A 25,226-nucleotide genomic window follows, 5' to 3' on the forward strand; every position below is an offset into this window, starting at 1 on the left:
CCGGGTCAGGGATTGGCCGGTTCGGGCTGGCTTTCGGTCTCGGCGGATGCTGGCTGCGTCGCGTCGGCCGCCGTGTAGAAGACAGAGGAGCCCTGTTTGGTGCGCTGGGCCCGGCTCTTGGCCATGAGCCCTTCGAGCGTGGTGCGCACGACGGTGGTCTTGATGGTGCGCTCGGGGTGTTGCTGACCCAGTGCGGTGGCGATTTCGGCAGCGGAGCGGGGTTCGTTCTGGCCCGCCAGGTGTTCACGCACGAGGTCGACAAGCGTCGGCGATGCTGACGGTGCGGCCGCCGCCTTCGCGGCCTTCTTGCCAGTTCGCTTCCCTTCCGCGGGGGACTTCTTGGCCGTGCCCGATGCGCCTGCTGCCTGCTGGCGGGCGGCCGGCACTGTCGCGACGGGTTCAGGCGCAGCGGTCGTCCCGGAGACGCCGAGGGCTTGCTGGATATTCACCAGAACGGTGTGGTCGTGCCGCAGAGCAGCCAACTGCGCCTGAAGCGCTTCGATTTCACCGCTGAGGCGTTCTTGCTCCTTGAGGTTGCGTTCAAGGTCGCCGGTCACCTGCGCGCTGTACTGCGAGGTCAGGTCGGTGGTTTCGGACATGGCGCTCACACCCTTTCTGGGCACCGCGGTCAGCGAGTGCGTGGCGTCTGCGGATGCTTTTCCGCTTGTTGCTGTGAGAGCAGTAGCAGTTACCGCCGCACAGTTCTGTGTAGCGATACTACGCATGGCACCTGCGTTGTTCTCGGTTGCCGCTGAGACCCGGCAGACTCATCCCTCAGTGCGCAGAGCTCTTGGCGGAGCCGAGGAGGCGCTGGTGATGCGACGCCGGCTGCCAGTGCACTTCGTCGGTGTCCCGCTGATGGTGCCAGGCCGACAGGGTGCGGCCGGCCACCAGCCGGTCGAGCAGTTCTCCTGTCTGCTGGGGGGAGTGGCCGCACAGGCGGGCAAGGACGTCCAGGTCGACTCCGCGGCGGTCATGGGCGGAGGTGTGAGCGGCCAGCACGAGCGCGGTCAGTCGCACGGCCGGCGGTGCGGTGGCCGGCGCGGCCAATGGTGCGGGGTGAAGGGCCCAGTGGGCGGCGTGGCAGCGGGTACGGCGGCCGGGAACGTGGTCCAGGAGCGTGACATCACGCAGCTGCACCTGAATCGGCGCTGATTTGAGGTCGGGCAGATGGAGCCAGTGGGCCTGGGCCAACTCCTGCCACAGTTCTGTGTGTCCGCGCAGCCGCATGGCCCGCAGGAGGCCGTGCGGTACCCGCAGGCGCCCGTGGGTGTCTGCGCGCAGGGCGCACTGCAGAGCGAGAAGCCGGGCGCCGGGGGAGGTGAACCGGGGCAGTGCGGTGGCCAGGTAGGTGAGCATCTCCCGTACCCGCAGCGGCTCCTCGGATGCCGAGCGGGGCTTTACGGGCGTGGGGGACGGCGGGCAGTTGGACAGCCGTGGCCGGCGGGGGCCGAGGACCGTGTCCGGCACGATGGCGGTGTGGCTGGTCGCGGCCGCGCAGGCGGCGCAGACGTCGGCCAGCCGCCAGGTGCGGCCGCTGTGGTCGCGGGTGAGAGCGAGCAGAACGGGGCCGGCGCAGCCGCGGTGACGCGGATGCCACGAGCACCCGCGTTCCCGGCACTGGCAGATCCGCAGGTGCCCGGGCAGCACATCGGTGCGGGCGTGACAGGCCAGATGCGCCAGGGCGGCGGACCGCGCGGACGCCGCCCCGAGGGGCGCCGCGTGTGGGGTGCAGCGTGTGCAGACAAGGCGTGGCGTGCCTGCCCGGGAACGCAGTTGCACCGTCCAGATACGCCGCACCGCGACGTGCCCACCGGCAAGCCTCATCGGCGGGTTGCCCTCCTGTCGTTCACTGCCGCCGTGGCCGGTGCGTACCGGGGAAAGGCACCCGGCCGGACGCACAGACGGGCAGATTCCCAAACCGTCAGCGGCACTCTCTCGCAGAAACCGAAAGTGCAGAAATTCGCACTGACAGGGCGGGTGGCGGGACCGTCGGATAGTCGAGTGTCGATCTTCCAGCCCGATCCCGACCTCACCGCCCTGCGCGTAACGCTGGCGCGTCTGAGGAACGACCGCGGCTGGACCTTCGACGAACTCGCTGATCGCAGCGGCCTGGCCCGGCGCACCGTCATTGACCTCGAACACGGCCGCGGCGCTGGCAACATCACCACCTGGCACGCCCTCGCGCACGCCCTCGACGTCCCCATCGGGGAACTCCTCGGCGCCCTCTGTGACAACCACACCCCGCCCGGCACGCCGCACGCCTGACCGCGCGTCTCCTCGCCGAGAACGGTGCCGCAAAATCACCCGAACGGTGAACCGCGCTAGAACATGTGACGGTTCGTCAGCTCACCTGTTCGAGCAGGTGGGGCCGTCCGGGGGACACCACAGCCGCCACGTGCCCCACCGCTGAATGCGGCCTGGCACGGTCCCCGCCATGTGCCTCAACTACACCCCCACCGGCCGCCACTGGGACGGCAGTCCACGCACTACGCATCCACGCCGCTGTCTCCACGTGGCCGCAGAGGGCCCGAGCCGTCTGCTGCGCCACGGCCACAGCGGCATCTGCCGCAGCTGCGGCCACCGCATCGACATCTATCCGCGCCCCGACCAGCGGCCCATCGCCCTTCACCCCACCGAACTCACCACCCACAGCGTCCCGGCGACCTGCCGCTGGCACCTCAGCAGTGGCATCGCCCACCCTCACGACGACGGCAGTGACTGGTGCCGCATCCCGCACGCCGCCCTCTGCCCGGCCCTCACCCCCCACTGCCAGACCAGTCCATACATGAACGAGCTGCGCCGCCAACTCGCGGTCCGCACCCGCCGTCTGATCGACACCGGCCACCTCACCCCCCTCCCGACCGACACGCCGCCAGCCATCACCGGCCACCCCGCCCGTCCGGTCGTGAGCATGCTGCTGGACCGCTACCTCTCCGGCGCCACCTTCGAGCACATCCGCTGCGTGGCCCAGACCCGCCACCGGCAGCGGTGCCCCCAGCCCGTCCTGCACCCCGACAGCCCGGCCGGAACCTGGCGACTGCTGCCCACGGGCCCACGCCGCCACCACCAACCACTCCTCCCCGACAGCCTGATGGCCGTCTACGACCTCGGTTTCCTGCCCCACGCCGAACAGCGCGCCGCTGGCGCACCCAACGCTGCCCCAACCATGCCGCCCTCAGCGCCGCCGCCGACCTCACTCTGACCACCTGGCAGATCTTCGACCCGTTCCGGCACGCAGCCCACGTCCACACCCGCCTGCCGCACCCCGCGGCCGACCGGCGCCGGCAGGGATGACCATGCCGCACCACGCTCTGGAAATCACCCTCACCCGCCCCCTCTCCTCGGCAGCCCTGCTCCACGCCGCCCGCCTGCTCCCGCTCGCCGCCAACCACGACGCCACCCGCCTCATGGCACTCCTGCCCGCCAAGACCCCCCGCCGGGCCCTCCGCCGGCTGCGCCACCGACTCGGGGACCGGCTGCCCATCGACGTGATCACCATGCACTACCCGGACGCCGACCACCACGTGCTGCTCAACGTCGCCTTGCCATCCGCCGTACACGCCGCCCTCACCGCCCAAGCCCGGCGCGCCGCACAGACACCCGAACGCTTCGTGGAACTGGCCCTGCACCGGGCCCTGGCCGAACACGCCGACCAGGAAACCGACCGCCTCCACCGCGAGGTACGCCAACTCCTCGCCCACACCAGCCCCGGCTACCTGCTGTCCGCCGTCGGCCGGGCGCTCACCCGACTCCCCGAAAGCCCCACCCCATGAAACCCACCGACGAACAGACCGCCGCCGCCGATGCCTTCCACGCCGGCGACCACCTCGCCCTGCAGGCCGGCGCGGGCACCGGTAAGACCACCACCCTCGCCCTGCTCGCCCGCGCCACTACCCGCCGCGGCCGCTACCTTGCCTACAACCGGGTCATCGCCCAGGACGCCCGCGCCCGCTTCCCCAACACCGTGCAGTGCAAGACCGCCCACGCCCTCGCCTACGCGGCCGTCGGCCACCGCTACACCCGCCGTCTGAACGCACCCCGCCGCCCGGCCTGGCAGACCGGTCAGGCCCTCGGCCTGGCCAAAGCCGTCCGCATCGGCGACCGCGAGATCTCCCAACGGGCCCTGTCCAACGCCGCCCTGCGCACCGTCGCCCACTTCTGCCACACTGCGGACGAGGCCATCACCCGCCACCATGTACCCCGCCTGCGCGGTCTGGACGATCCCGACCTGCACGCCGAACTCGCCGCCCACATCGTGCCGTTCGCCCGCAAAGCCTGGGCTGACCTGCAGCATCCGGACGAAGGCGCCGTCCGCTTCGACCACGACCACTACCTCAAGATCTGGGCCCTTGCCCGGCCCCGCGTCCAGGCCGACTTCCTGCTGTTGGACGAGGCCCAGGACACCAACCCCGTCGTCGAACAGATCTTCCTCAACCAGCGCGAGCACACCCAACTGGTCATGGTCGGCGACTCCGCCCAGGCCATCTACCACTGGCGCGGCGCCAAAGACGTCATGACCGGCTTCGACGGCACCCACCTGATCCTGTCCCAGTCCTTCCGCTTCGGCCCCGCCCTCGCCGCCGAGGCGAACCGCTGGCTGCACCTCGCCGACGCCCCCATCCGCCTCACCGGCACCCCCGCCGTGCCCACCGAACTCGGCCCCGTCACCCAGCCGGACGCCGTGCTGTGCCGCACCAACGTCGGCGCCATGGCCCACGTCATGACCCTCATGGAAGCCGGCTACCGGGTTGCCCTGGCCGGGGGAGGGGGCAGCCTGCAGGCCCTGGCCCTCGCAGCCCGCGACCTGAAGGAAGGCCGCCGCACGCAACACCCCGAACTCATCCTCTTCCCCACATGGGGCGATCTGCAGGATTACGCCGCCCACGACCCGGCCGGCCGCGACCTGCAGCCCCTGGTCAACCTCGTCGACACCCACGGCACCGAGGCCATCCTCGCCGCCGTCGCCCACCTTGCCCCCGAGCCGCACGCCCAAGTCACCGTCTCCACCGCCCACAAGGCGAAAGGACGTGAATGGCCCCGCGTGCTCATCGCGGACGACTTCGCCCGTCCCAAGGACAACCCGCCCGACGAACAGACAGGCCCCGCGCCGGCACCCGATCCCATCGACGACGCCGAAGCCCGCCTGGCCTATGTAGCCGTCACCCGCACCCGCCAACGCCTCGATCTGGGCGGCCTGTCCTGGATCCACGATCACCCCGAAGGCACCCGCGGCTCCTAAACAACAACCCGGCGTCAGCTATCGCGTCCGGTGCGTCTTGCGGGTCCTGAGTCGTGTCCGACGGCACTGCCGGGTGACACCGGAAAGTAATGGCAGTTGGTGGATGACTATGTCAGGCGACGGGATCGGTCACGGGTACGAGGTCGGCGAGGCTGGCTGAGGAAGGACCGCTTGGCGGCCTCGAACAGCTGGGCCACGCGGTGGTGCTCCTGGTTGGGGCTGATCGGTGATCGCGGCGGTCACTGAGCGGGCGGCCTGCCGGGCGGGCGCTTCTCGATGCCCCGGAGAGCCCAGCGTGCATCGGCCTGTCGGAGCGAGTGACGGATGCGCCGGGTTCAAGCGGTACAGCTGAGGTAGATCCAGCCGCCGAGAAACAGGGCGGGGAGACAGCAGGTGATGAGCGTGGGGCGTATGTGCCAGGAGAACCATTCCAGGCAGCGTGGGAAGATCCTGGTCGGTGCGACGGCGTTGTGGCGGTGGGTGCGGTCGAACAGCAGGCTTGAGGGAGCCACACCGCTGATGTCTTTGATCTGTTGTCCGAGGCTGGACATGTGGGTGCGCCACGTCTTGATCCACTGGTAGGAACTGACGGCTACCAGCAGCCAGCCTGCGCACAGGGTCATGCCGAAGAAGGCCAGCCAGTGCCGGTCGACGGTGCTGCGCTGACCCGCGACGAAGGCCACCAGGGCGCTTTGGACTACCAGAAAGAGGTTCATGCGGCTGGAGTGCAGTTCCAGGTCCGCATCGTAGTGCTGTTGGGCGAGTTCGTAGGCCTTCCACAACTCAGGAAGCGGAGCGAGGGCAGGTGGATTCACGGGGTCGGGCGCCGTCATCCGGCACCGCCCTGCGAGACAGGCTGCATGACGGCCTGGACGGCTTCCACGGCCGTGGACACTTCGATGAACAGCCCTGCTTCCGGCGATGCGGCGGACTGCGCGGGAAGATCCCAGCCGTGCAGTGAGACGACCAGCTTTCCGGCATGCAGGGCCAGGGCTATCTCGCTGAGGGCGCCCCAGCTGCCGCCCACGGCGATGAGCGCGTCGCAGCTGTTGACCAGGACCCCGTTGCGCAGCTCGCCGAGCCCGGTTGCCAGGACATGTGTGAGGTACCGGTTGCCCAAGGTACGGTCACCGCCGGGAAGGACACCCACTACGACACCGCCGGCGGCACTGACGCCCTCGGCGCATGCCTCCATCACGCCGCCGAGGCCTCCGCACACGACGACCGCACCGTGCTCTGCCAGCAGGTTCCCCACCTGTCGGGCCAGGGACGCCTCGTAACTGGTGGCGGCGCCGGGCCCGACCACGGCAATGTACGGGGGGACAGGGGGGAGGGGATCGGCCATGCACCTCTCCAATGCCGCACGGTGCGCTGTGCATGTCGCGGGGACGCTGAAGCAGCGATGGGTCTGGGCAGACGTACCCACGCCTCGCCCGCGCCACGCATGCGGCCGTGGCCCACCAAGCCGTAGGTCTTGGGTCTGCCAAACCGGCGGATGAGTCAGCGCCGACTGGGGTACGGTGTTGCGCGGTCAGGCCCGGGCCTTCGTTCGCAGCGACGGCACCAGCCGATCCCATCAACTTCCTTGCCACCGCCCGGGGATGCGCTCGTACCGCGTCGACCAGCGGGTGTCCATTTCCGTGCACAGCACGCCTGCCGGCCGGGCCGCGCACGGGACATGCCATGTGGAGACTTCGCGATGACCGCATTGCCCCGTACGGCCCGGGCCGTCGACTTCCTGTGCGAGCACACCCCCAGCAAGAGCCGCGTGATGGCCCTACTCGACCACGATCACGCCCCCCGTTCCCTGACCGCCGTCCTGACCTGCAAGGAACCCGACCACGCGTACGAGGCCGTCGACATCCTGCGCCGTGTCCTGGCCAGGCGCGAGGCCACGTGCGCCGACGACGAACTGCGGGCATTGACCGCCGTCATGCCCGACGCGCCTGCCGGCTCGCTGCGCCAGGCCGTCACCCACGCCGCGAGCGGGACCTGGCCGACCGGCCCAGGGGTGCTCTACGAAGTCGCCGACCCAGAGGACCTCGAATCCGACGCCGCGCAGGAGACCGCGTCCGTGCCGTTCGAGCTGACCAGCCACCCGCGGCTCGCAGACCTGCCGGGGAAGGTCGTGAGGATCGCCCGCCTCTACGAGTTCCACGTCACCGACGAGGACGCCTTGATCCGGGCCGCGACCGATCGCGGGTGGGAGCCCTTGCTGGCGACCGAGTTGGGAGACGACGACCCGCGTGATCTCGTCGGCGCCGTCATGACGCTCACCGACGATTTGAATGTCCCCGGCGCGCGAACCCTGGAGGACCAGAGCGTCGCCGAAGTCCTCAGCTCCGAGGACGGGGACGAACTCGCGGACTGGAACCCGTCCCCGGTTACGATCCGGTTCCACCACGGATGGCGGCTGCGCTACGAGCGTAGCCGTCCCGCTGCCAAGACGCAGACAGCGAACTACGCGGCGCTGTTCCCGATCCGCGAGTGCGACTGTGCCGGCGAGTCGGAAGACTGCGAGGCCTGCGGATGGCAGCTGACGCCCCGCACGGCTGACCTGCTGAGCACGGCCCTGTCGGTGCTCGCAGACCATGCCTTCGACGACGCCGACAGGCTGGGCGATCAATACCTGCCGGACGCTCACTCCACCGGCTGGGCCGTCTTCGACCGCCTCCCGCCGCTGACCCGGTCCGCTGATCACCGCTGGCGTCGGCGCATGGCCAGGGCCTTCGACGACCTCGCCGACGACCTGGACAAGGGCCGCTGGCCCGAACCCACCTGCACCGCCGAGGAAATGGCCCTCCACCTGGCCATCGAAGACGCCCCCACCTACCTCGAGGACCGGCCCGCAGACGATGAACATCACATCCTGCCCCGGCACGAGGACGACTACAGCTGGGATGGCTGCTCCGACCTCCTCTTCCAAGACCACGATGTTCTGATGCTCTTCGACGCATCCCTTGCCGGGATCGAGGAGCCCGACAACCCGGCGAACCAGCGCCTGGGAGCGGGAGACCTCCGTGTGGACTCCTGGTTTGAGCCCTTCGGCAACGGCGCGGCCCGCGATCCGCGACGGGGCTTCCGCCGATAGCAGACCCGCACCCTCTTGCCCGGCCTGCGGCCCGCCTGCAGCCCCGCGCGGCCGACCGAACCGGTCCTGCCGTGGCCGCGGCCACCACCGGCCGCGGCCACTCACCGCTTCCGGCGGGTCATCCGGTGGCGTCGTCGCTGTCCCAGTCGACGGTGCGCCGGTATTCGGGGTGATTTTTGTCCATCTGGATGGCGGCGTGGATGGGCAGAGGATGCCGCGTGCGGTGTTCCCAGGCCAGGGCGTGGTTGCACAGCCGCGCCGCGGTCAGGGCGTAGGGCAGGGCGTCATCCCCGGCGGGGCGTTCGATGACGGCAATCTCGGTGGCGGTCAGATTGTGCCAGGTCTCGGCCTGCAGCTCCTGGTCATCACACAGCCAACGGCCCTGGCTGCGGCCGGACTTGGCTGAGGGGGTCTTTCCGTCCATCTGGTGCGGGCGGCGGCTCATGATGAACGTGGTGTCGGTGCCGTCGAGTTGAAACAGTGCGTTGCTGGTCTTGTCGCCGTCGCTCGCGGTGCCGTTCTCGTCGATCTCGTGGAAGAGCGCGGGCAGGGGGATGCTGGGGTCGGCGCTGGAGGTGGTGCGGATGACGGCACGCGGCCGGTGCTCGGGCGCAAGGGTGGCACCGGGCAGGGCGGGCCTGCCGTTGGCCAGGCCGTTGTGGTCGGGGAGCAGGTCGGCGTTCTTGTTCGAAAGCAGGGGCCACACGGGGCGGGTGGAGTCACCGGAGACGTAGAGGACGTAGCCGCACTCGAGGTGCCGGCTCAGTTCGTACAGGGCGTGGTCGATGCGGCGGGGCAGGGTGTCGTCGCCGCGGCTGCCCTCCGGGATGGGCCGGCTGCGGGACAGGCCCTGGGCGCGGGCGTAGTTGAACCAGCCGCCGTGGCCGCCTCGGCCGGCGGGAAGGTGGGCGAGGGCCTTCCACTGCTCGCCGACCGGCACGAAGGCGGTGAGGACCCACATGAGTTTGGGTTCCTCGGTGCGGTTGGTGTGCTTCTCGCCGAGCTGGGCGCGCATGTGCAGGCCGAGGTGGGCGACGCGGTCCTTGATCCCCTTTCCCGTGGAGATGGCGCGGGTCAGGCGGGGATGGACCAGGCCGGCGGAGCGCAGCATGTCCCCGATGGCGTGGTGGCCGGGGAAGTCCGCGGCGAGCTCCATGCCGAGGGCCTCGAGCGGGGTCTGGGCCTCGCGTTCCTTCTTCTTCGAGCGCCGCTTCTTTGTTTCGGGGGTCAGGAACTGGGCGAGCACGCCGTGCCGTGCCAGGTGGCGGGAGACCTCCGGCTTGGCATCGAGCGTGTACGGGTCGACGGTGCCGTCCTCCCCGCGGCGGGCGGCGCGCCGTTTGCGGCCCCAGTCCTTGGCGTCGTACTCGGTCTCGACCAGGGCCAGGACCCCGGTGTCTTCGGCCTGAAGTCCGGGCAGGGCGTCGGTGAGTGCGCCGCGCCGGTCATGGTGGCTGCCGTGGGACAGCAGCATGGGGGCCCGGTGCAGCAACACCTCGGTGCGGCAGCCGAGTTGCACGATTTCGTCGTCGGGCATGCCGTCGGCGAGGTGGGGCTGGTTGAAGTGGTAGGCAAGCAGGCGCTGCATGCGGGTGCGCATGTCCTGGTGCTGGTACAGGGCCAGGACACGCAGCTTGGAGCAGCTGGCGGCGGCCAGGATCTCTTTGAGGCTGGCGTCGTCGAGGAGGGTGGCATCGCGGCCGTACTCGGTCTTGCGGGCGCCCACCGAGAGGACTTTGGCGACCTGCCTGCCGTGGACGAGATCCTGCCCGGTGACGGTGGACAGGTGCTCGGCGAGGGCGGTGATGGTGTGCAGGCCGACGCCCTTGCCGATGGGGAACGACTTTGGGAAGGGGATCAGCGCGCGGAAGTTGCCTGGCGTGCCGGACAGGTCCATGGCGCTGAGGGGAAGGAACTCGGTGTCGTCCATGCTGCGCGGGAAGACGGGGTCGTCCATCAGCCGCACCCAGGCGTTCAGGGCCAGGCGGCTGGTGTGCTCGAGGTGGGTGTACTTGCCCGTGCCGCCCAGGTTCACACGCAGCAGCGGGGCGCCGGGGGAGCGGGGCGCCCACCAGGCGGTGCGGGCACCGTTGATCTGATTGCTCAGTCTCGACACGCGCGGTGTCATGACCACGAGCGGAACGGGAAGGGAGTGCAGCGACTTCATCGCCACCTCCACCCGCAGCGCGGCGTAGTGGCGTCTGATCTTCCACTCCTCGGCCTCCGTGGCCGCCCCGTCTGCCTTGGCTTCGCCCGTCTTCTCCTTGGCGGGCCGGGCCTCGAGCCAGGTGTTGGACCAGAGGTGTTCGGTGTCCCAGACCATCATGTTGTTCTCGGTGTCCGGGCGGAGCGGGATGGCGCGGCCGTCCACCGCCAGGTCGGTCCCGGCCAGGAGGGAGGCGAGGTTCCAGCTGGCCGCGTCCCACACCCAGCCGTCCGCGTCCACCGCGTGCGCTCCGAGGCGGACGTGGTCCCACACCGCCACCTGCTCGGGCTCCACCGAGGCGAACAGGTCGGCGAGGTCACTGGGGTGGGCCAGGGAGATCTCGTTCTGAGGTGTCTGCAGCAGAGCCTGCTCCCACAGCGCGACCGCGGCCCTCAGGTGGGCCGGCGGCAGCTTCTTGGACAGGGCAAGGAACTGCGGCGGCTTGCTCTTGCTGGTGGGATACAGCGATGCGCTGGTGGCGCCGCTGGCGCGCAGCACCATCAGCAGCCCGGCATAGGGCAAGTTGGCCTTCGAGCCGGTCTTGCCGTGGTAGATGGCACGCAGCTTCTTCCAGGCGGGCTCGATCTTCTCGGGGAGCCGGTACAGCCACACGGTGCCCATCAACGAGCTGGTCAACGGCGCGGCCAGCAGGGACATGCGGGTGTCATTCGACGGCATTACTGAGGTCCTTGGGCATCCGGGGTCGGGGCGGGGATGAGGGTGACGGGGTTGGGCAGCAGCAGGTCCTCGCTGTGGGCGAGGTCGAGCCAGGCGGTGAGGGTGGAGCCGTAGACGCGGCGCAGGATGTCCTGCTCCTCCGCATCCAGCTGGCCGTAGTAGGAGCGCAGCAGCCGGGGGAAGTCGCAGCCCAACTGCTGGTTGAAGAAGGCGTGGTCGACCAGGTACAGCTCGACGGGGGTGCCGCCGCGGCGTGCGCGCCCGGCCAGCTGGATGAGTTCGACGAGGATGCCCGCCAGGATCTCGGTCTTGAGGAACTTCGGCATGCGGGAGAACCGCGGGTCGGTGCGCAGCAGCAACTCCCGCTGGCGGACGGCTGCGCTCCGTTGGGAGGCGAGCATGCCGGCGGGATCGGCGCTGACGGTGCCGGCGGCGATGCCGCAGGCATTGATGCTCGCGTACATGACGGCCGGCTCGTGCAGGTGGGTGAGGGGGCGCACGCCCACCCACACCGAGGCGAGGGCTGAGCGGTCGGTGTGGGGGATGAGGATGTTCAGGCCGCGGGAGACCACCGACAGCGGCGCGCAGATCACCTTCACCCGTGGGTGGGTGGCGGGCAGGTCCTCAAGTTCGTCGATGGTCACCCGCACCACGCCCTCGGGCAGATGCACGGCCTTCCCGGAAGCGGCCTGGTTGCTGCTGACGAGGAGGGCGACCCATTCCGGGCGGCCGCACGCGGCCGCGATCCCGGCGGCCATCACCGCCGCGTGGAAGTAGGAGTTCCCGGCCAGCAGGGCCAGCTCCCGCAGCGGGTCGTTGCGGGCGACCTTCTCCAGGTGCGATGACATCTGGGTGTGCCACAGCCGTTCGGCGAGCTTGCGCAGCTCGGAGGGTTTGCGTTTCTCCTCCACGCCGCCGATCGAGATGGGCTGCCAGCCCACATCGGTGGACGACACGCTCCCGGCATGGGCGGTGACCGCGCCGGGGGCGGCGTCGGTCATCACATAGGCGGGCAGGGTGTGCACGTGCTGCAGGGCGGCCTTGGGGAAGAACGCGGTGGCGGACAGGCCCAGGACGCTGCGCCGTACCCCGGCGGTGGCCAGCGCGACGGTGTCGCCGAGGCGGACGGTGGAGGTGTGCGGGTCGCCGCCCAGGGACTGCAGCGAGAGGCGGCCGGTGCCGCTCGCATTCTTGTCGAGCTTGAATCCGTACAGGTTCTGTCCGAGCGGCCCGTAGGGAATCGGCTCGTCGCGGGGGAGCAGCCCCATGGTGGAGACCAGGTCGGTGGCCGCGTTCAGCTGCCCGAGCAGCGGCAGGATGGACCACTTCAGGGTGTGGAGCTCGTTGTGGAGCGCGCCGAGCCAGGCCCGCACGAGGAGGTCGTTGACCAGCGCGGCGCGTTGGGAGGCGGGCACGTGGAACGGCGCGTCGGCCAGGATGCGGGCGATGGAGTCCTTGAAGACCGCGAGTTTTCTGCTGCGGCGGGTGCCTTTGACCTTGCCGGCCAGGGCCTGGCGGATCTGATCGGCGAGCGGCTGCCAGCCCGCCAGCGGCTCGGCGTCGGACCGCTCACCCGGGAAGAGGGCCAGGTAGGCCTGGTGCACTGCTTCGGTGATCTCGGCGTCCGCCGAGGCGCCGGTCAGAAGACGGCACAGCTCGGCATCCTTCTTGCCCACCATGTACCAGCCGGAGCCCGGGCGATTTTGGCGCTCTTGTTCGGAGTCCAGGTAGAGGTGCCCGGTCAGGACGTTGTCCAGGAAGGTTTCGCTGAGCCGGCGCGCCTCCATCAACGGGCCGGTCACCAGCAGGTTCTCCAGCGCCGACAGGCCGCCCCGGTGTCGGTCGACCTCTTCCAGCCGCCCGGAGTGGCCCCGGCCGCGGCTGATGAGGGTGAACTCCTGCGCGCCCTGCGTGCACCAGGTGGACTGGAAGGCGTCGACCTCGTCGATGATCACGACGCGGCAGCGGCGCAGCACGAACTCCAGCACGCTCATGTCATGGACGACCCGCTCGCCGTCCACCTCGACGGGCACCTTGCAGCGTCCACGGATCAGGTTGTGGTGGTTGGTGACGATGATGTCGGCCTCGGCGGCCTGCCGGATGTGCTCGAAGCGCCGGCAGACGCCCATGCGCGGGCACAGATGCTTGCCGCCGTGCGCCGGCTCGGCGGGACCGTCGACCCACTCCAGCTGGGCGCAGGGGAGCATGGTGCGGTCCAGCCGTGGGCCGTCCACCTGCCAGCCGGTCATCTCGCAGCCGCCGGCGAACTGCTCGAAGCGGTCCTCGCGGCCCTGCGCGAAGGCGAGCGCGGCCTGGTCGTCGTGGCGTGAGGACGCCACCCATGCCACCACCCGCAGCGGCTTGCCGGCCCGCTCGGCAGCGTCTTGCACAGCGTCGGCCGTCTCCTCGAGCAGCCCATGGTCCGCAGCCAACTGCTCGGCTGTCCCCAGGCCTTCACGGATGCGGCCCACCACGATGAGGACCGGGCCCTGGCCACCGGCGGCCAGCAGGTGCGCCGCATCCCGCATCAGCACGCTCTTGCCCACGCCGGTGGGCGCATTCAGCAGCGTCATCGGCCCCGCGGGCAGCCGCAACTCTGCCGCCGTGCGCCCGTACGCGTCGGTGAGTCGGTCGAAGAACCCCTGAAGCAGACCGGGTTTCCACCCGAACTTCTCCGGCTTGGCCGCTGCCTGGCCCACCACGCGGTCCATCACCGCTTCCCGCGGCAGCCGCACCTCCTCAAGGAACGGCTCGGTGCGCAACCGGACCGGGGCCACGAAGACGTCCTTCTCGCTGGCAGGAATCTCCACCGTGTACAGACGCTCCCGCCCGAAGGCCCACAGGCCCTCGCCGGCCGTCGGTAGCGCCCTCTCCAGCACGGCCCGGTACTCCTCGGCCTCCTGGACGAGATGCTCGGCCAGGGTGAGGGGCTCCTGTGCGTGGCAGGCCACCAGCCAGTGGGTCTCGTCTGCGTTCGATTCTCCCGGAATCCGGAACAGCGCCGTGGGCGCCACCGCGTACTCCAGGACCGCCTCGCGGAACGTGTCCGGCTGCGCCAGGTCCCCCTCCTGCTTGAGCGCCTGCCACAGCCGGCCCACCAGCTCGTACTCGGCGCGCGGCAGTGACAGCCACCTTCCCCATGCATCGGTGCGCCGGGCGGCGAACATCTGCGCGAAGTCCAGCGGCACACCGCGACGGCCATCGACGGTCTCGAACGCGAAGTACTGCTCGGACAGGGCGAGATACGCAGCGACGGCGCAACGCTGCAACGCCTCACGGACATCGCCGCTCGTCACGACTCACCCCAGCACCAGCGAAGCACCTCGGCGACGAAGTCCTTGTCCGTCATCACTTCCATGTCCGGCCGCCCGGCAAGGCGCGCCTGCAGCAGCGGAAGATCGGACCGCTGCCGGTGGGGGACCACGATCGTCAGCGGCACCGGCGCGCCCAGCGCCGGACGCTCCAGCAGGGCATCGGCCAGGGCCCCGAAGGACCGCCACGCCTTCGCATCCACCCGCCACTGCCTGGCCACCAGCGGCTCGGCGGCCGTGATGCGCAGGTCGTAGCGGTCACCGTCCGGGTACATGAGGATGTCGAGACCGGCGATCCCCGTCAGCGCGTCCCGGATCGCGAATTCCATGCGCCCCGGCAGGGTCATGTACCGCCACACCGTCCGGGAGACCGCCAAGTAGTCGCCGGCAGCGGGGAAGCCCTCCACGCGAGTGGCGGAGCGGCCGCCGCCCTCCAGGACCGGAGGGCCACTGCCACCCCGCACCTGGCGGTAGGTGTACTGCACCCCCTCCAGCAGATGGGCGTCGCACGACACGGCGAAGACCCCCTGTCCGGCGGGCTGCGCGCGCATCGGCCAGGCACAGACAGGACACGGGAAACACCAGCCCGCCGCGTTGCACCACGGCCAGGACGAGACCGGCTCGAAGAACCCGAACCGCCCCCACAGCCCGCCCCACTTCTCCCAGAGCACGCCCTGCTCCGCCACCGGATCACTCGCCAGCAGCTCGCGCACCTTCGCGTAATCGTCCGGCAAAAGCCGCCGGATCTCCGCGTACAGCTGCTGCTCCTCCTGCTCGGCACGCAAGCGCGCCCAGGGCCAGTACTCCATCAACGCCTGCTGAGGCACGAGGTGTTCGCGGCCCAGGTCTTCCACTGCGTCGCACAGCAGGCCGTCCTGGTCCAGCAGCCTCATCTCGCCGAGCGGGTCACCGTCCTGGACGCAGGCGGGCAGGAGGGGCGCGAGCCCGTGGCGCAAGCCGCGCCGCAGCGCGCGCATGTCCAAGACCGAGGCTGCACCGGCGCCGTGTGCCGAGCGCAGAACTCCCAGGCAGTCGATGAGGCGGGCGGCTCGCTGGCCCGGATCGCCGGTGCGGTCCGCTTCCGCGACGGCGGCCGCGCAGCACGCGGTCAGCGCCAGGTCACGGCGCCATCGGAGGGTGTTCCGTTCCACAAGGCCCATAACGGGTAAATAAGCGAAAAAACTAATGAACCTCGCATACAGTGCCGATCGTGATCGTCAAGACCGCCCCATCGGCCCAGCAGGACGCCCCCTCACGCGAGACCACCGAGCACTGGCTGTGGGCCGCCGCCCCGGACACCCCCCTGACCGAGGACGACCACCCCTGGAGCGGCAAATGGCTCTGGTTCGCCCCGCTCAGCCTCCTTGACCGCTCCTGGGCCACGATCCGCACCGCAACCGAAGACGGCCTTCTCGGCTACCGCAGCAAAGCGGCCACGCTCATCAACACCCGCACCAAAAGCGACGACACCCGCCGCCCCATCTGCATCTACACCCGAGACTGGCGCAACATCGACGACGTTCAACGCGTCCTGACCAACCTGCGGTCCCTCGGCATCGTCGACGTCCTGCTCTACAAGACCGACAGCGACACCCACAGAGGCCGCTACGGCACCGGCGCCAGCACCTTCGTAGCGCCCGCCACCAAGATGAAACTGATCATCCCCAAACGCACCCGTGAAGCGCTCGAGCATCAGCACGCTGCGCGAGTCCAGGCCCGTAGGACTGCCGCGGCGCGCAGAGAGGCTCCCGTGCCCAAGCGCACCTGAACAGGCCGCCTGTGCTCCCGTGTGAAGAGAACAGACGCCGCTGCGGAGTCCGGCCACACAGCGGCGAAGCATCCGACATCACATGTGTCAGCGCTGCCGTTTTCCCAGTGCACAGGGCGGGCGGGACACACAGCTCTCAAGGGACGAGGGCGCCGGCGGGCAGGGACAGGCCGAGCCGGGGCAGACGTCCGGCGTGCGCGCGCAGATGGCGTGCTTCGGCGACCATGGCGGGGGCGAACACGCCCTCCTCGGGAGAGTGAGCCATCAGGCGGTGGTGGGCGCGGGCGCCGGCCAGTAGCGGGCGTGCCCAGGCAGGGACGGCGTGCAAAGGGCAGTGCCGATGGCCGACCCCGTGGAGCTTGATGGCGCAGACGTCGCCGGTGATGTCGAGGTCGCGGGTGAAGCGCAGGCTGCCCAGGCCGGCCCGGGTGAAGGCCAGCACGCTCAGCGCTCCGGCGATGAGCGGGTGCGCGAGAGCGGCCAGCGCGGCGGCCTCCTCGGAGCCGATCTTGAGGGCAGGGGCGGCTTGGACCAGCTGTGCCGTTGCCATCGCGCCGGTGCAAGGGGGAGCCGGGGGTCCGGGCCTCGTCGATGCCGCCCCGCTCCCGCGCGGCTGCGGGGCGGGCGCCTGCCTGGCGGCCACTGCCATTGCCGCCGCTCCCGTCATCGCCGGGAGAGCAGGAGGGAAGGACGGGCGCGCGGGTATCGGTCCCGGCTCGGCGAGAAGCGCCTCGAACTGGTCCCGGCCGCTGATACGGCGCTCCACACGGGCCAGCGCCGGCGGCAGTCCACGCGGCGGCTTCTGCCACAGCAGGGTCAGCTGAACTCCCGTCGACTCGCGCCAGGCGAGCAGTTGGTCGATGCGCCGACTGGTCAGCAGATGGGCCCGGGGGACCACAACGTGCCGCACCCCCATCGCGACACCCCAGGCAGCCGCGGCGAGCCACGCCGCGTTCACCGAGTCCAGCCACACATCGGGGGAGTTGGGCCCGGGGGCCAGCCGCTTGCCCAGCGCATACAGCATGTCGTGCGCCAGGGCGGCCGGGCTGACGCTGGCCGGCGTCGGCTGCACGGTGATGCGGCCTTCTGCGGGCCGGTGGGCCTGCAGCGCCGCCCGGGTGTAGAACAGGTCGTCCTCTTCGTCCACCACGATCGTCACGTCGCCGTAGACCACGGCCACCGCCTCCCTTCCGGCCGCCCACTGCACGGACTGGCCCCGGATGCGGAGACGCAAGGACCGGTCTGTGTGGAGTGCGAGGTTGTCGGCGGCGGCCCGGGCTCGCCGGGCCGCCGCGCATGCGGCGGCTGCTACATGCCGCCCAGCTTGCTGTACACCCAGTTGACGAGGTCATGCTTGACCTCGGTCAGGCCTTTCTTCTTCATACCGTTAAGCATGTGCTTGGTGATGGTGGCCCAGTTGCGGAAGTTGCCGTGGGCCGCGGCCCGGTCGATGTTGCGGATCATCTGCGGGTCCACTCCGGCCCACAGGGAGTGGAATGCCGGCAGCGTGCCGACGACTTCGGCCTCGGGCATGCGCGTGAACTTCTGCCAGATGAAGATCCGTGACGCCAGCATCGGTTCCCGCTTGAGGACCTTGTAGCAGCCATCGCCGCCGGCGAAGATCACCGCGATGTCGGTGTTGCGGTCGTCCCACAGGTGGCGCCAGTACTCGAACGAACTGCGGCCCATCCACTGGGCCTCGTCGCACACCAGCACGCGGAACGTCTGCGACAGCGTTTCCTTCAGAAGTGTATCGAATTCGATCGGCCGGGTCGGCGGTTCCCCGGGCAGCGCCAGGGCGTGAAACAGCCCGTGGCGGATGTCGCGGGGGGTCGGCCCCGAGCGCAGCTCCAGGCGGTAGGTGTTGTCGGGGGCGATCTTGCGCAGCGCCGAGTTCACCGACATCGTCTTGCCGTATCCGGCCGCTCCGTAGGCGACCATCATGGCCTTGGCGTCGATCGTCGCCTGCACGTCGTCCAGGGTCGTCATGAGCGTATCGGTGGCCACCAGGTGCGCATCGAGGCGGTGAAAGTGGTCCTCGTCCTCGGCGGGCAGCCTGCCGTAGTCCATGTCGCCGCTCACACGTTCTCCTCAGAGGTGTCGTCGTCCGGCTCGTCCGCGGCCGGGGAGACCGGGCGGGCCCAGCCGTCCGGGACGGGCTGGTGCGGGATGTAGCCGGGATCGGCCCGCCGCAGGTCCGCGGCGTTGGATTCGGAAAGTTCTGCCTCGGCCTCCGCCTCGGTCAGCGCACCCAGACGCTCGGGCGGGGCGGCGGTGGTGACGGCCTCGAAGCGCTCGCGGCGCAGCCGTGCAGCGGCCTTCATGTCCGCGCGAAGCCGCCGCGCCTTGGCGGTGCGGGCGTTGCGGACCTTTTTGACCTGCTCCTCGCTGGCCGCCTCGGCCAGAACGGCGCTGCCCAGGTGTACGCCGTCCAGGCCGAAGACCTCGATGGTCAGGTCATGATGGGGCAGGTGGCGCACCGCGACGCGGACGCCGGCCTGGCCGACCATCCAGGGGGCGATGTAGTGGCGGTTGCGCCACTGCACGCCCTGCGTGGTGATGGTGCGGGTGCGTCCGTCGTCCTCGAGCCCGAAATGGGCCAGCTGCTCGGCGGTAACGTCGTGCAGGGGAGTGGGGTCGCCCGACCACGCCTGCATCGGGGTGCGGCCGCCCAGCGCCCTGGGCTGGTGCTCGGTGTTCCACCAGTGCACCCACTTCAGCAGCAGCTCCACGAACGCCTCGAAGGAGAGCGCGGGCTCGTCCGGATCCGCGGTGCGCCCGCCGGTGAGCGTCTGCCGGTGCACGTAGCGCGGCATGGAGACGAACAGCATGTCCTCGACCGCACCGTTGAGCGCCTCGATGGTGCCCTTCAGATGAGGGCTGTAGGCCGGGAGATCGACGACGGGCACGGCGAAGGCGCCCAAGGCCGACGCGACGGTGGCACACAGGAACTCTTTGCCGCGGTCCACCCTGATCCGGCCCGGCAGGCCGCCGGCCGGGCCGAAGGGCTCGGCACGGTCCAGGGCCATCCGCAGGGCCGCCAGCACCCCATCCGCGCTGGGGGCGTGGGGCGTCACGGCCACCCCCGTGATGACTTTGGTGTGGCAGTCGATGAACCAGGTCACCCAGGGCTGCACGAGCTGGTCCTCGAGCAGCACGCGCACGGGCACACACTTGTGGTCGCCCTCCCAGGCGGCGTTGCGGTGCGCGGGAGGGCGCTGCCCGAACACGTCGAAGGCCCGCCGGGCGGCCTCCCCCTTGGCGAGCCCGGCCCGCTCCCCGGGCGTCAGGTCCCGGCGCAGCGCCCGGTGGAGCGTAGACAGCGACGGGGCCGCAGGCAGCTGCGGATCGTCCAGGGCCCGCTGCTTCAGCTCACGGTGCACGGCGGAGGCGTTGCCTCCCCACACCACCAGCAGCCGCCGCAGTTCAGGTGTGACGCGGAACCGTGTCCGGGACGCCGCATCGGCGTGGCCGGTGGCGCGCGCCTCGGCGACCCACCGCCACACCGCCCGCTCCGAGCGGCCCACGGCCGTGGCCACCAGCTTCACGTGCGCGCTGGTCAGCTCGCCGCTCTGGTCCAGCGACAGCAGCCGCGGCAGCGCGGCCAGCCGCCCCGTGCGGGCGGTGAACACCGCTTTTCCGGCACCCTGCGTGCCGGCAGAAGAGTCACTCATGCGGTCTGCTCCTTACATGGATACGAATCGTGGAAAGGACCGGAAGTGCCGTGCTTGCGCCGGGCGTTGGCGGGGTGCCGGAAGGCGGAGGGCACTGGCATTTCCCGGCCGTTTGTCAGGGCCGCGATGCGGCGTCATGCCGGGGGAGGGCGGGTACGGCGGAGCCGTCAGCCCGCACCGGCTGCGAGCGTCGGCGACTTCGCTTGGAGGGGGCGTGCTTCTCCAAGGCCCGGCTGCTCCAAGGGGCAGGCTTGTGCCGGGGCATCGGAGGCGGCCCGGCGCTGGCCGGCCTATTTGTGGCACTTGGGGTGGAAGACCGCGGTCGGCGCTGAGCTGAATGCTTGTCAGCGTCGGCCGCAGGGCTTCCTGATGCGCGCCTGCATGCACCGGGAGGACGTACGGGATGGGCCGGGCGCAGCAAAGGGAGGAGAACCACCGGTGTCCCAAGGCGCTGCCCTGGGGCGGACGGGCTCCTTGGCGCCACTGATGGCCGGCCCGGTGTTGCTCAGGCGTGTTCCAGCATGCGCCGGATCCCGTCGCGGATGATCGTGGCGCGTTGTTGCGGCGTGAGCCAGGTGGCCGTGGAGCCCTGGGCGGTCTTTTCGACGAACAGCACGTCTTCGACGGCGTCCGCCACCGGGTACAGGTGGCTGATGACCGCGAGGGTCTTGTCCTGGATTGCAGCATTGCTCAGGACGGGAAGGGTGGCCTCCAGTCGGTCGGAGTCCAGCGAGGCGAACCCTTCGTCCAAAAACAGGCTCTCCAGCTTGCTGTTGCTGCGGTTGTGAAGTTCCACGAATGCCAGTGCCAGCGCGAGGGAGGTCTGGAATTTCTCCCCGCCGGAGAGGGTTTCTCGGCCGCGCGTGAGATTCGTGGCGGACTCCACGATCTTGAAGTCCTCGGTGAACGCATAGAGCCCGGTGGAGATCTGCTGGAGGATCCTGCTCCCGTAGCGGAGCAGCGCATGGGTGCGCTGGTTTGTGAGATAGGTGAGGAACTTCGTGTCGGTGAGCTGGTCGCTCACTCTCCTCCAGACTGCGGCCTGTTCATCCGCGGCGGTGATGGCAGCGTCCAGTGCCTCGGCGTAGGGGATTTGGGACCGCGCGGTACGCAGGTCGGACTTGGCCTTGCCGTACGCTGCTTCCGCGTCGCTCGTCTTGCGGCTGAGCGGGTCGAGAACGGCGGGTGCCAGCAGGTCGCTCTTCTCCGGCACCGGGAAGCCTGGGTCATCGTCGGTTTTGTCGGCGTCGGCCCCGGCCTGGAGGGTGAGGTCCTTCTCGAACGCGTGGATGGCGTCCGTGGCTCGCTGCCCGGATTGTTTCAGTGCGCCCGCCAGTTGCCGGCTCAGGGAGACGAGGGCCTGGTAGTAGGCGTCGACGAAGGCCAGGTCGGATCCGTCCGGGGCGGGAGGCAGTTCTTTGGACGTCTCGCCGTCGAGGAGACCTTCGGCGTCGGTGGCGGCGTCCGCCCAGCGTTCCAGCTTCTTGATGAGATTGCGGGTGGGAGTCTCCACCTTGCGCTGGCGCCGTCCGTCAAGGGCCTGCCGGAGTTCGGCGTGCTCGGTGAGGGCCTGCTGTGCTTCGTCGCGTGCCTGTGCTGTCTGTTCGAGCTGTGCGAGGCGCTGACCGGCTGTCTCCAGCGCTGAGGCGATGTCCTTCGGGGAGGGGAGGTCCTGCGGTGTGTCCTGGGCGGGCCGTACCGAGGCTGGGAGGCCGGCGACCTCGGTCAGCAGTGTCTGCAGGTCACTCTCGTACTGCAGTTGGGTCTTCTCTAGCCGTTTGCGTTCACGCTGCAAGCGGCCGCGCTGGCGTTTGAGGTCGGCCCGGGCCGCCTCCTTCTCGGCCTGCGCGGTCGCCAGCTCTGCCTGGGCGCTCGTGTGGGCCGCGAGCGTTTCCGCTTCCTCAGCGCGCAGCGGCTGGACGAGTGTCTTGACCGCACGGGTGATCTGAGCCCGGTTCTTGGGGCCGCTGCCCGCGAGGGCACGCGCCTGCACGGCCGTCTGCCGGCTCAGCGTGTCCAGAGTCGTGGCCACGCCCGACACGACGTCCGGCCGCATCGTGTCCACCAGCTCCTGCAGCTGAAGCAGCGAAGTGTCCATGCGCTCGAGGGCGGCCAGATGCGCGCGCTGCTGCTTCTGGACCGTCTGCTCGGTCGCGCTCAGCTGGGCCGTTGCCTGCGCCGCGGCGGTGACAGCTGTGTTCACGGCTTTCGAGGACTTGGTGAGCTGACCTCTGGCCTTCCCAAGTGCCTTGCCGTCCAGGGGGGAGGGGGGAGTGAAGTCGCCTGGGAGGGGCCGGACGCAGACCGGGCAGGCGTCCCCTGGCGCCAGAGCGGAACCTGCCGTGTGGGCGGCTTCGCCGCGCTGCACCGCAGCAAGCGCCTCCTCGGCTTCTTCCCGTGCCTCGCGCAGCTGACGCAGCTCAGCCTCCAGCTTGTCGACGCGGCCGCGCTGCTCCTCGACTGCCTCGAGCGCCGTGTTGGCCGACTGCAGATGTGCCGCCGCGGCGGTGGCTTCCTGCAGCGGGCCCCGGACGGCCTCCTGGATCTGGTCGGTGTGTGCGCGGGCCTGGGTGACGGCATGCTGTGCCCGGTCGGCTTCCTCGAGGAGAACCGCCAGGCGCTGCTCGTGTTCGGCCAGCTCCTGCTGTGCTTGCGTGTGCTCCTGCTCATGTTCGCCGTGCTGCAGCTGCTCCTGTTCAAGCCGCTGCATCAGGGCGTCCAACCCGGCTGTACGGCGCGGCAGGCCGGACAGCACAGTCACCGCACCGGACAGGGACCGGACCGTGTCACCGGCCTGCGTGGCCGCCTCCAGGGCGGCCTGCGCCACCTCCAGCTTCTGGCTCAGATCGCGTCCGGCCGCTTCCTGCGCTGCGGCTTCGGCATCGAGCTCCGTCGTCGCCTTGGCCAGCGTGGCCAGGGTGACAGCCGCATCCGGGACGCTGCGCTCACGCAGCAGGCGTGCCGCCTTGTCCAGAGCGGCCTTGCGGTGCTTGTGTGCGGCGGCCCGCCCTTGTGCCGCGCGCAGAGCGGCCAGCCGCTCACGCCGGCTGGCCGCGAGGCCACGCGTACGCTCCACATCCAGCGCCGCCTGTGCGGCGACGGCATGGGGATCTCGCAAGAGGTCCGCCCGGGCGCTCCTGGCGTCGAAGATGCCCGCGCTCAAGCGCTCCAGTCGAACGCCGGCGTGCTTGCGCACACGTTCCAGTTCGCTGATGCCGAAGACGTGCCGCAGGATGTCGGCGCGGTCGCCCTTGTTCGCCGTGAGCAGGTTGTCGAACTTCCCCTGGGGCAGCAGGACCGTACTGACGAAGCCCTTCCAGTCCAGCCCGATGAGCTGTGTGACGGCTTCTGTCACCGCGCGCATGTTGTCGACCCGCAGGTCGGCGCCGCCTTCGGCCATGGACTCCAGAACAGCCTGCGGCTTCCTGCGGTTTGCATACAGGGTGCGCCGCACCCGCCACGGGCGGCCGTTCACGGAGAACTCGAACGTCACGTGCATGCTGGGGCTGCCGGTGCTGATCAGCTCATAGGCTTCGTCAGCTTTGCTCGACCACGAGCTCGCCCCGTACAGGCCGAAGGTGAACGCCTCAAGGAGAGTGGACTTCCCCGCGCCGGTAGGGCCCAGGATGGCGAACCGGCGCTTCCCGGTGAAGTCGATGGTGCAGGTGCCGGGGTAGCTGCGCATTCCGCTGACGATGAGCCGGCTGGGCTTCACGACGCCTCCGTCCAGGTGTTTTCCAGCGCAGCGCGGAGCATGTCCTCGGCCGGGACCGGGGGAAGCGTCTCGTCGTCGAGCTCGTTGAGCAGGTGGGTGAATGCGGTGACGGTGGCCTCTGCGGCAGCGCCGCTCACTCCCTCGGAGGCCAGGTAGGCGCGGAAGGCGTCGGGGAGTTCCGGCTCCTCGCCGGGATCACCGTCCATGACAGCCTCGGCGGCCGCCTCCCGTGCCGGTACGGGGTTGACGAGGATCGCGTTCGGGACGATCTCGGCGATCTTCTGGCTAAGGAGCCCGTCGGGCTCTTCGCCGGCGATTACCGCTTTGAGGAAGGTCCCGTCGTACTGGGCGGCCGCGGCCTTCAACTCCTCCAGGGTCCCGGGGAAGTGGGCCAGCCGTCGGCCGCTGGAGAGCCGGCGGGGCAACGCCCTTACCGGTCGTCCGGGGTCGGCGTCGACGATCACGACGCTTTTGGATTCGTCGGCTTCGCCGAAGTCCATGGCGAGCGGACTTCCCGCGTAGCGGGCGATGCACTTGGCGCCCCGCACCGGTTGCGGGCGATGGATGTGCCCGAGAGCGGCGTAGGAAACCTCCGGAAGATTCTCAGGGCCGGTTTCGAAGCCGTCGTCCACAGCCCGTTCGCTCGGGGAGCGTTGGGCGCCGGTGACGTACACGTGGGCCGCGAACAGCAGGATGTCCCGGTCGGGGTCGTACCCCTCGTGCATGGCCCTCATCAGCTCCGCCTGCAGCCCGCGCATCCCCTCGGCGTAGTCGGCGTACGACGTGCCGGTCGCGGAGTGCTGCCAGAAGTGGTTCGGATGCACGAACGGCAGGACGGCCAGGCGGATTCGCTGCTCACCGCCGCAGGCGTCGAAGGTGAGGACACCGCCGTCGTCCGCGGGGCGGAACCGGTCGGCGAAGAACAGGCCCCGGCCCCGCAAGGGGCCGTTCATGGAGCCGAAGAACTTGAAGTATGCGGGGGAGTCGTGGTTGCCGGCCAGGACCACGGTGGGGGCGATGGCGGCGAGTTCGATCAGGGTGTCCATGGCGCGCGACATGGCCCGGATGGTGGGACGGGAGTGGTGGAACAGATCGCCGCTGTGGACGATCAGATCCGGCTGGCTTTCCTGGGCGATGGCCACGATCTCGGCCAGGACGGTGTCGAAGTCCTCTTCGCGGGCGTGCCCGTGAAAGATGTGGCCTAAATGCCAGTCGGAGGTGTGGAGCAGTCTCATGCCTTCGTGCGCCCTTCTGGGAAGCGAGGCGTAGGAGAGCACCGATGGTGCCTTATGAGCCCGGGACTGTACACCAAATTCCCTGGAGTAAAACTGGAGGTCCCGAGTGACTGTTGGCGTCCGGGCATGGATGAACACATGACCGCTCTCAAGGAGCGCATGCAGCAACCGCAAGAGACGGCCCGGCAGGCACTCACGCAACACAGTACTTTCCAAGTGCCCCTTGTCCGTGCGGATTTGACACGCACCCAGCACGCCTGGGACGTTCTGTGCAGCTCGCGATGTCCCGGACACGGCCCAGCCGAC

General features: G+C 69.9%; 18 protein-coding genes. 6 read left to right on the forward strand and 12 right to left on the reverse strand.

Annotation, left to right across the window (positions count from 1 at the left end; genetic code table 11):
* Positions 1–5: 5 nt before the first annotated feature.
* Together ACFY0K_RS43965 and ACFY0K_RS43970 are read right to left on the reverse strand one after the other, a co-directional pair.
* Complete coding sequence (locus ACFY0K_RS43965) at positions 6–599, reverse strand: hypothetical protein (protein ID WP_390644651.1); 594 nt, start codon at positions 597–599, stop codon at positions 6–8.
* Positions 600–774: 175 nt separating this feature from the next.
* The gene (locus ACFY0K_RS43970; RefSeq protein WP_390644652.1) at positions 775–1,827 is read right to left on the reverse strand and encodes a hypothetical protein; all 1,053 of its coding nucleotides are present in this window, start codon (positions 1,825–1,827) and stop codon (positions 775–777) included.
* A 177-nt stretch (positions 1,828–2,004) separates the two neighbouring features.
* Here ACFY0K_RS43970 and ACFY0K_RS43975 point away from each other — a divergent pair, with 177 nt between their 5' ends.
* The 4 genes from ACFY0K_RS43975 to ACFY0K_RS43990 all read left to right on the forward strand — a co-directional run bounded on the left by ACFY0K_RS43975 (position 2,005) and on the right by ACFY0K_RS43990 (position 5,242).
* Positions 2,005–2,268 (forward strand): helix-turn-helix transcriptional regulator, encoded by a 264-nt coding sequence (locus ACFY0K_RS43975; protein WP_390644653.1) that lies wholly within the window; start codon positions 2,005–2,007, stop codon positions 2,266–2,268.
* Between the two features lie 247 nt (positions 2,269–2,515).
* Positions 2,516–3,205 (forward strand): DUF6083 domain-containing protein, encoded by a 690-nt coding sequence (locus ACFY0K_RS43980; RefSeq protein WP_390644654.1) that lies wholly within the window; start codon positions 2,516–2,518, stop codon positions 3,203–3,205.
* An 88-nt stretch (positions 3,206–3,293) separates the two neighbouring features.
* On the forward strand, positions 3,294–3,776 hold the full coding sequence (locus tag ACFY0K_RS43985) for a hypothetical protein (protein WP_390644655.1): 483 nt from the start codon (positions 3,294–3,296) through the stop codon (positions 3,774–3,776).
* Positions 3,773–5,242 (forward strand): UvrD-helicase domain-containing protein, encoded by a 1,470-nt coding sequence (locus ACFY0K_RS43990; RefSeq protein WP_390644656.1) that lies wholly within the window; start codon positions 3,773–3,775, stop codon positions 5,240–5,242. Before ACFY0K_RS43985 ends, ACFY0K_RS43990 begins: the two co-directional genes overlap by 4 nt.
* 335 nt (positions 5,243–5,577) lie before the next feature.
* Here ACFY0K_RS43990 and ACFY0K_RS43995 read toward each other — a convergent pair whose 3' ends face one another.
* Together ACFY0K_RS43995 and ACFY0K_RS44000 are read right to left on the reverse strand one after the other, a co-directional pair.
* Positions 5,578–6,075, reverse strand: a complete 498-nt coding sequence (locus ACFY0K_RS43995) for a hypothetical protein (protein WP_390644657.1) — start codon at positions 6,073–6,075, stop codon at positions 5,578–5,580.
* Positions 6,072–6,587, reverse strand: a complete 516-nt coding sequence (locus ACFY0K_RS44000) for a TIGR00725 family protein (protein ID WP_390644658.1) — start codon at positions 6,585–6,587, stop codon at positions 6,072–6,074. Before ACFY0K_RS44000 ends, ACFY0K_RS43995 begins: the two co-directional genes overlap by 4 nt.
* 426 nt (positions 6,588–7,013) lie before the next feature.
* Between ACFY0K_RS44000 and ACFY0K_RS44005 the strand changes: the two genes are divergently transcribed.
* Positions 7,014–8,333: a hypothetical protein gene (locus ACFY0K_RS44005; RefSeq protein WP_390644659.1), complete on the forward strand. Its 1,320-nt coding sequence runs from the start codon at positions 7,014–7,016 to the stop codon at positions 8,331–8,333.
* A 118-nt stretch (positions 8,334–8,451) separates the two neighbouring features.
* On the opposite strand, the gene ACFY0K_RS44010 is transcribed toward ACFY0K_RS44005, so the two are convergent.
* From ACFY0K_RS44010 to ACFY0K_RS44020, 3 genes are read right to left on the reverse strand one after another with little or no spacing between them, the layout of a single operon-like run.
* Positions 8,452–11,217: an RNaseH domain-containing protein gene (locus tag ACFY0K_RS44010; protein WP_390644660.1), complete on the reverse strand. Its 2,766-nt coding sequence runs from the start codon at positions 11,215–11,217 to the stop codon at positions 8,452–8,454.
* Positions 11,217–14,513 carry a hypothetical protein gene (locus ACFY0K_RS44015; RefSeq protein ID WP_390644661.1) on the reverse strand — a complete coding sequence of 1,099 codons (3,297 nt, stop codon included), beginning with the start codon at positions 14,511–14,513 and terminating at the stop codon, positions 11,217–11,219. Before ACFY0K_RS44015 ends, ACFY0K_RS44010 begins: the two co-directional genes overlap by 1 nt.
* The gene (locus ACFY0K_RS44020) at positions 14,510–15,688 is read right to left on the reverse strand and encodes a hypothetical protein (RefSeq protein WP_390644662.1); all 1,179 of its coding nucleotides are present in this window, start codon (positions 15,686–15,688) and stop codon (positions 14,510–14,512) included. Before ACFY0K_RS44020 ends, ACFY0K_RS44015 begins: the two co-directional genes overlap by 4 nt.
* A gap of 50 nt (positions 15,689–15,738) precedes the next feature.
* Between ACFY0K_RS44020 and ACFY0K_RS44025 the strand changes: the two genes are divergently transcribed.
* On the forward strand, positions 15,739–16,296 hold the full coding sequence (locus ACFY0K_RS44025) for a putative phosphothreonine lyase domain-containg protein (protein WP_390644663.1): 558 nt from the start codon (positions 15,739–15,741) through the stop codon (positions 16,294–16,296).
* Between the two features lie 136 nt (positions 16,297–16,432).
* On the opposite strand, the gene ACFY0K_RS44030 is transcribed toward ACFY0K_RS44025, so the two are convergent.
* The 5 genes from ACFY0K_RS44030 to ACFY0K_RS44050 all read right to left on the reverse strand — a co-directional run bounded on the left by ACFY0K_RS44030 (position 16,433) and on the right by ACFY0K_RS44050 (position 24,920).
* On the reverse strand, positions 16,433–17,530 hold the full coding sequence (locus ACFY0K_RS44030) for a hypothetical protein (protein ID WP_390644664.1): 1,098 nt from the start codon (positions 17,528–17,530) through the stop codon (positions 16,433–16,435).
* A gap of 74 nt (positions 17,531–17,604) precedes the next feature.
* Positions 17,605–18,378 carry an AAA family ATPase gene (locus ACFY0K_RS44035; RefSeq protein WP_390644665.1) on the reverse strand — a complete coding sequence of 258 codons (774 nt, stop codon included), beginning with the start codon at positions 18,376–18,378 and terminating at the stop codon, positions 17,605–17,607.
* Positions 18,375–19,970 (reverse strand): Mu transposase C-terminal domain-containing protein, encoded by a 1,596-nt coding sequence (locus ACFY0K_RS44040; RefSeq protein WP_390644666.1) that lies wholly within the window; start codon positions 19,968–19,970, stop codon positions 18,375–18,377. Before ACFY0K_RS44040 ends, ACFY0K_RS44035 begins: the two co-directional genes overlap by 4 nt.
* 505 nt (positions 19,971–20,475) lie before the next feature.
* On the reverse strand, positions 20,476–23,685 hold the full coding sequence (locus ACFY0K_RS44045; protein ID WP_390644667.1) for an AAA family ATPase: 3,210 nt from the start codon (positions 23,683–23,685) through the stop codon (positions 20,476–20,478).
* Positions 23,682–24,920, reverse strand: a complete 1,239-nt coding sequence (locus ACFY0K_RS44050) for an exonuclease SbcCD subunit D (RefSeq protein ID WP_390644668.1) — start codon at positions 24,918–24,920, stop codon at positions 23,682–23,684. Before ACFY0K_RS44050 ends, ACFY0K_RS44045 begins: the two co-directional genes overlap by 4 nt.
* Positions 24,921–25,226: the final 306 nt, after the last annotated feature.

The organism is Streptomyces sp. NPDC001507 (genome assembly GCF_042894765.1).
Lineage (GTDB): Bacteria > Actinomycetota > Actinomycetes > Streptomycetales > Streptomycetaceae > Streptomyces.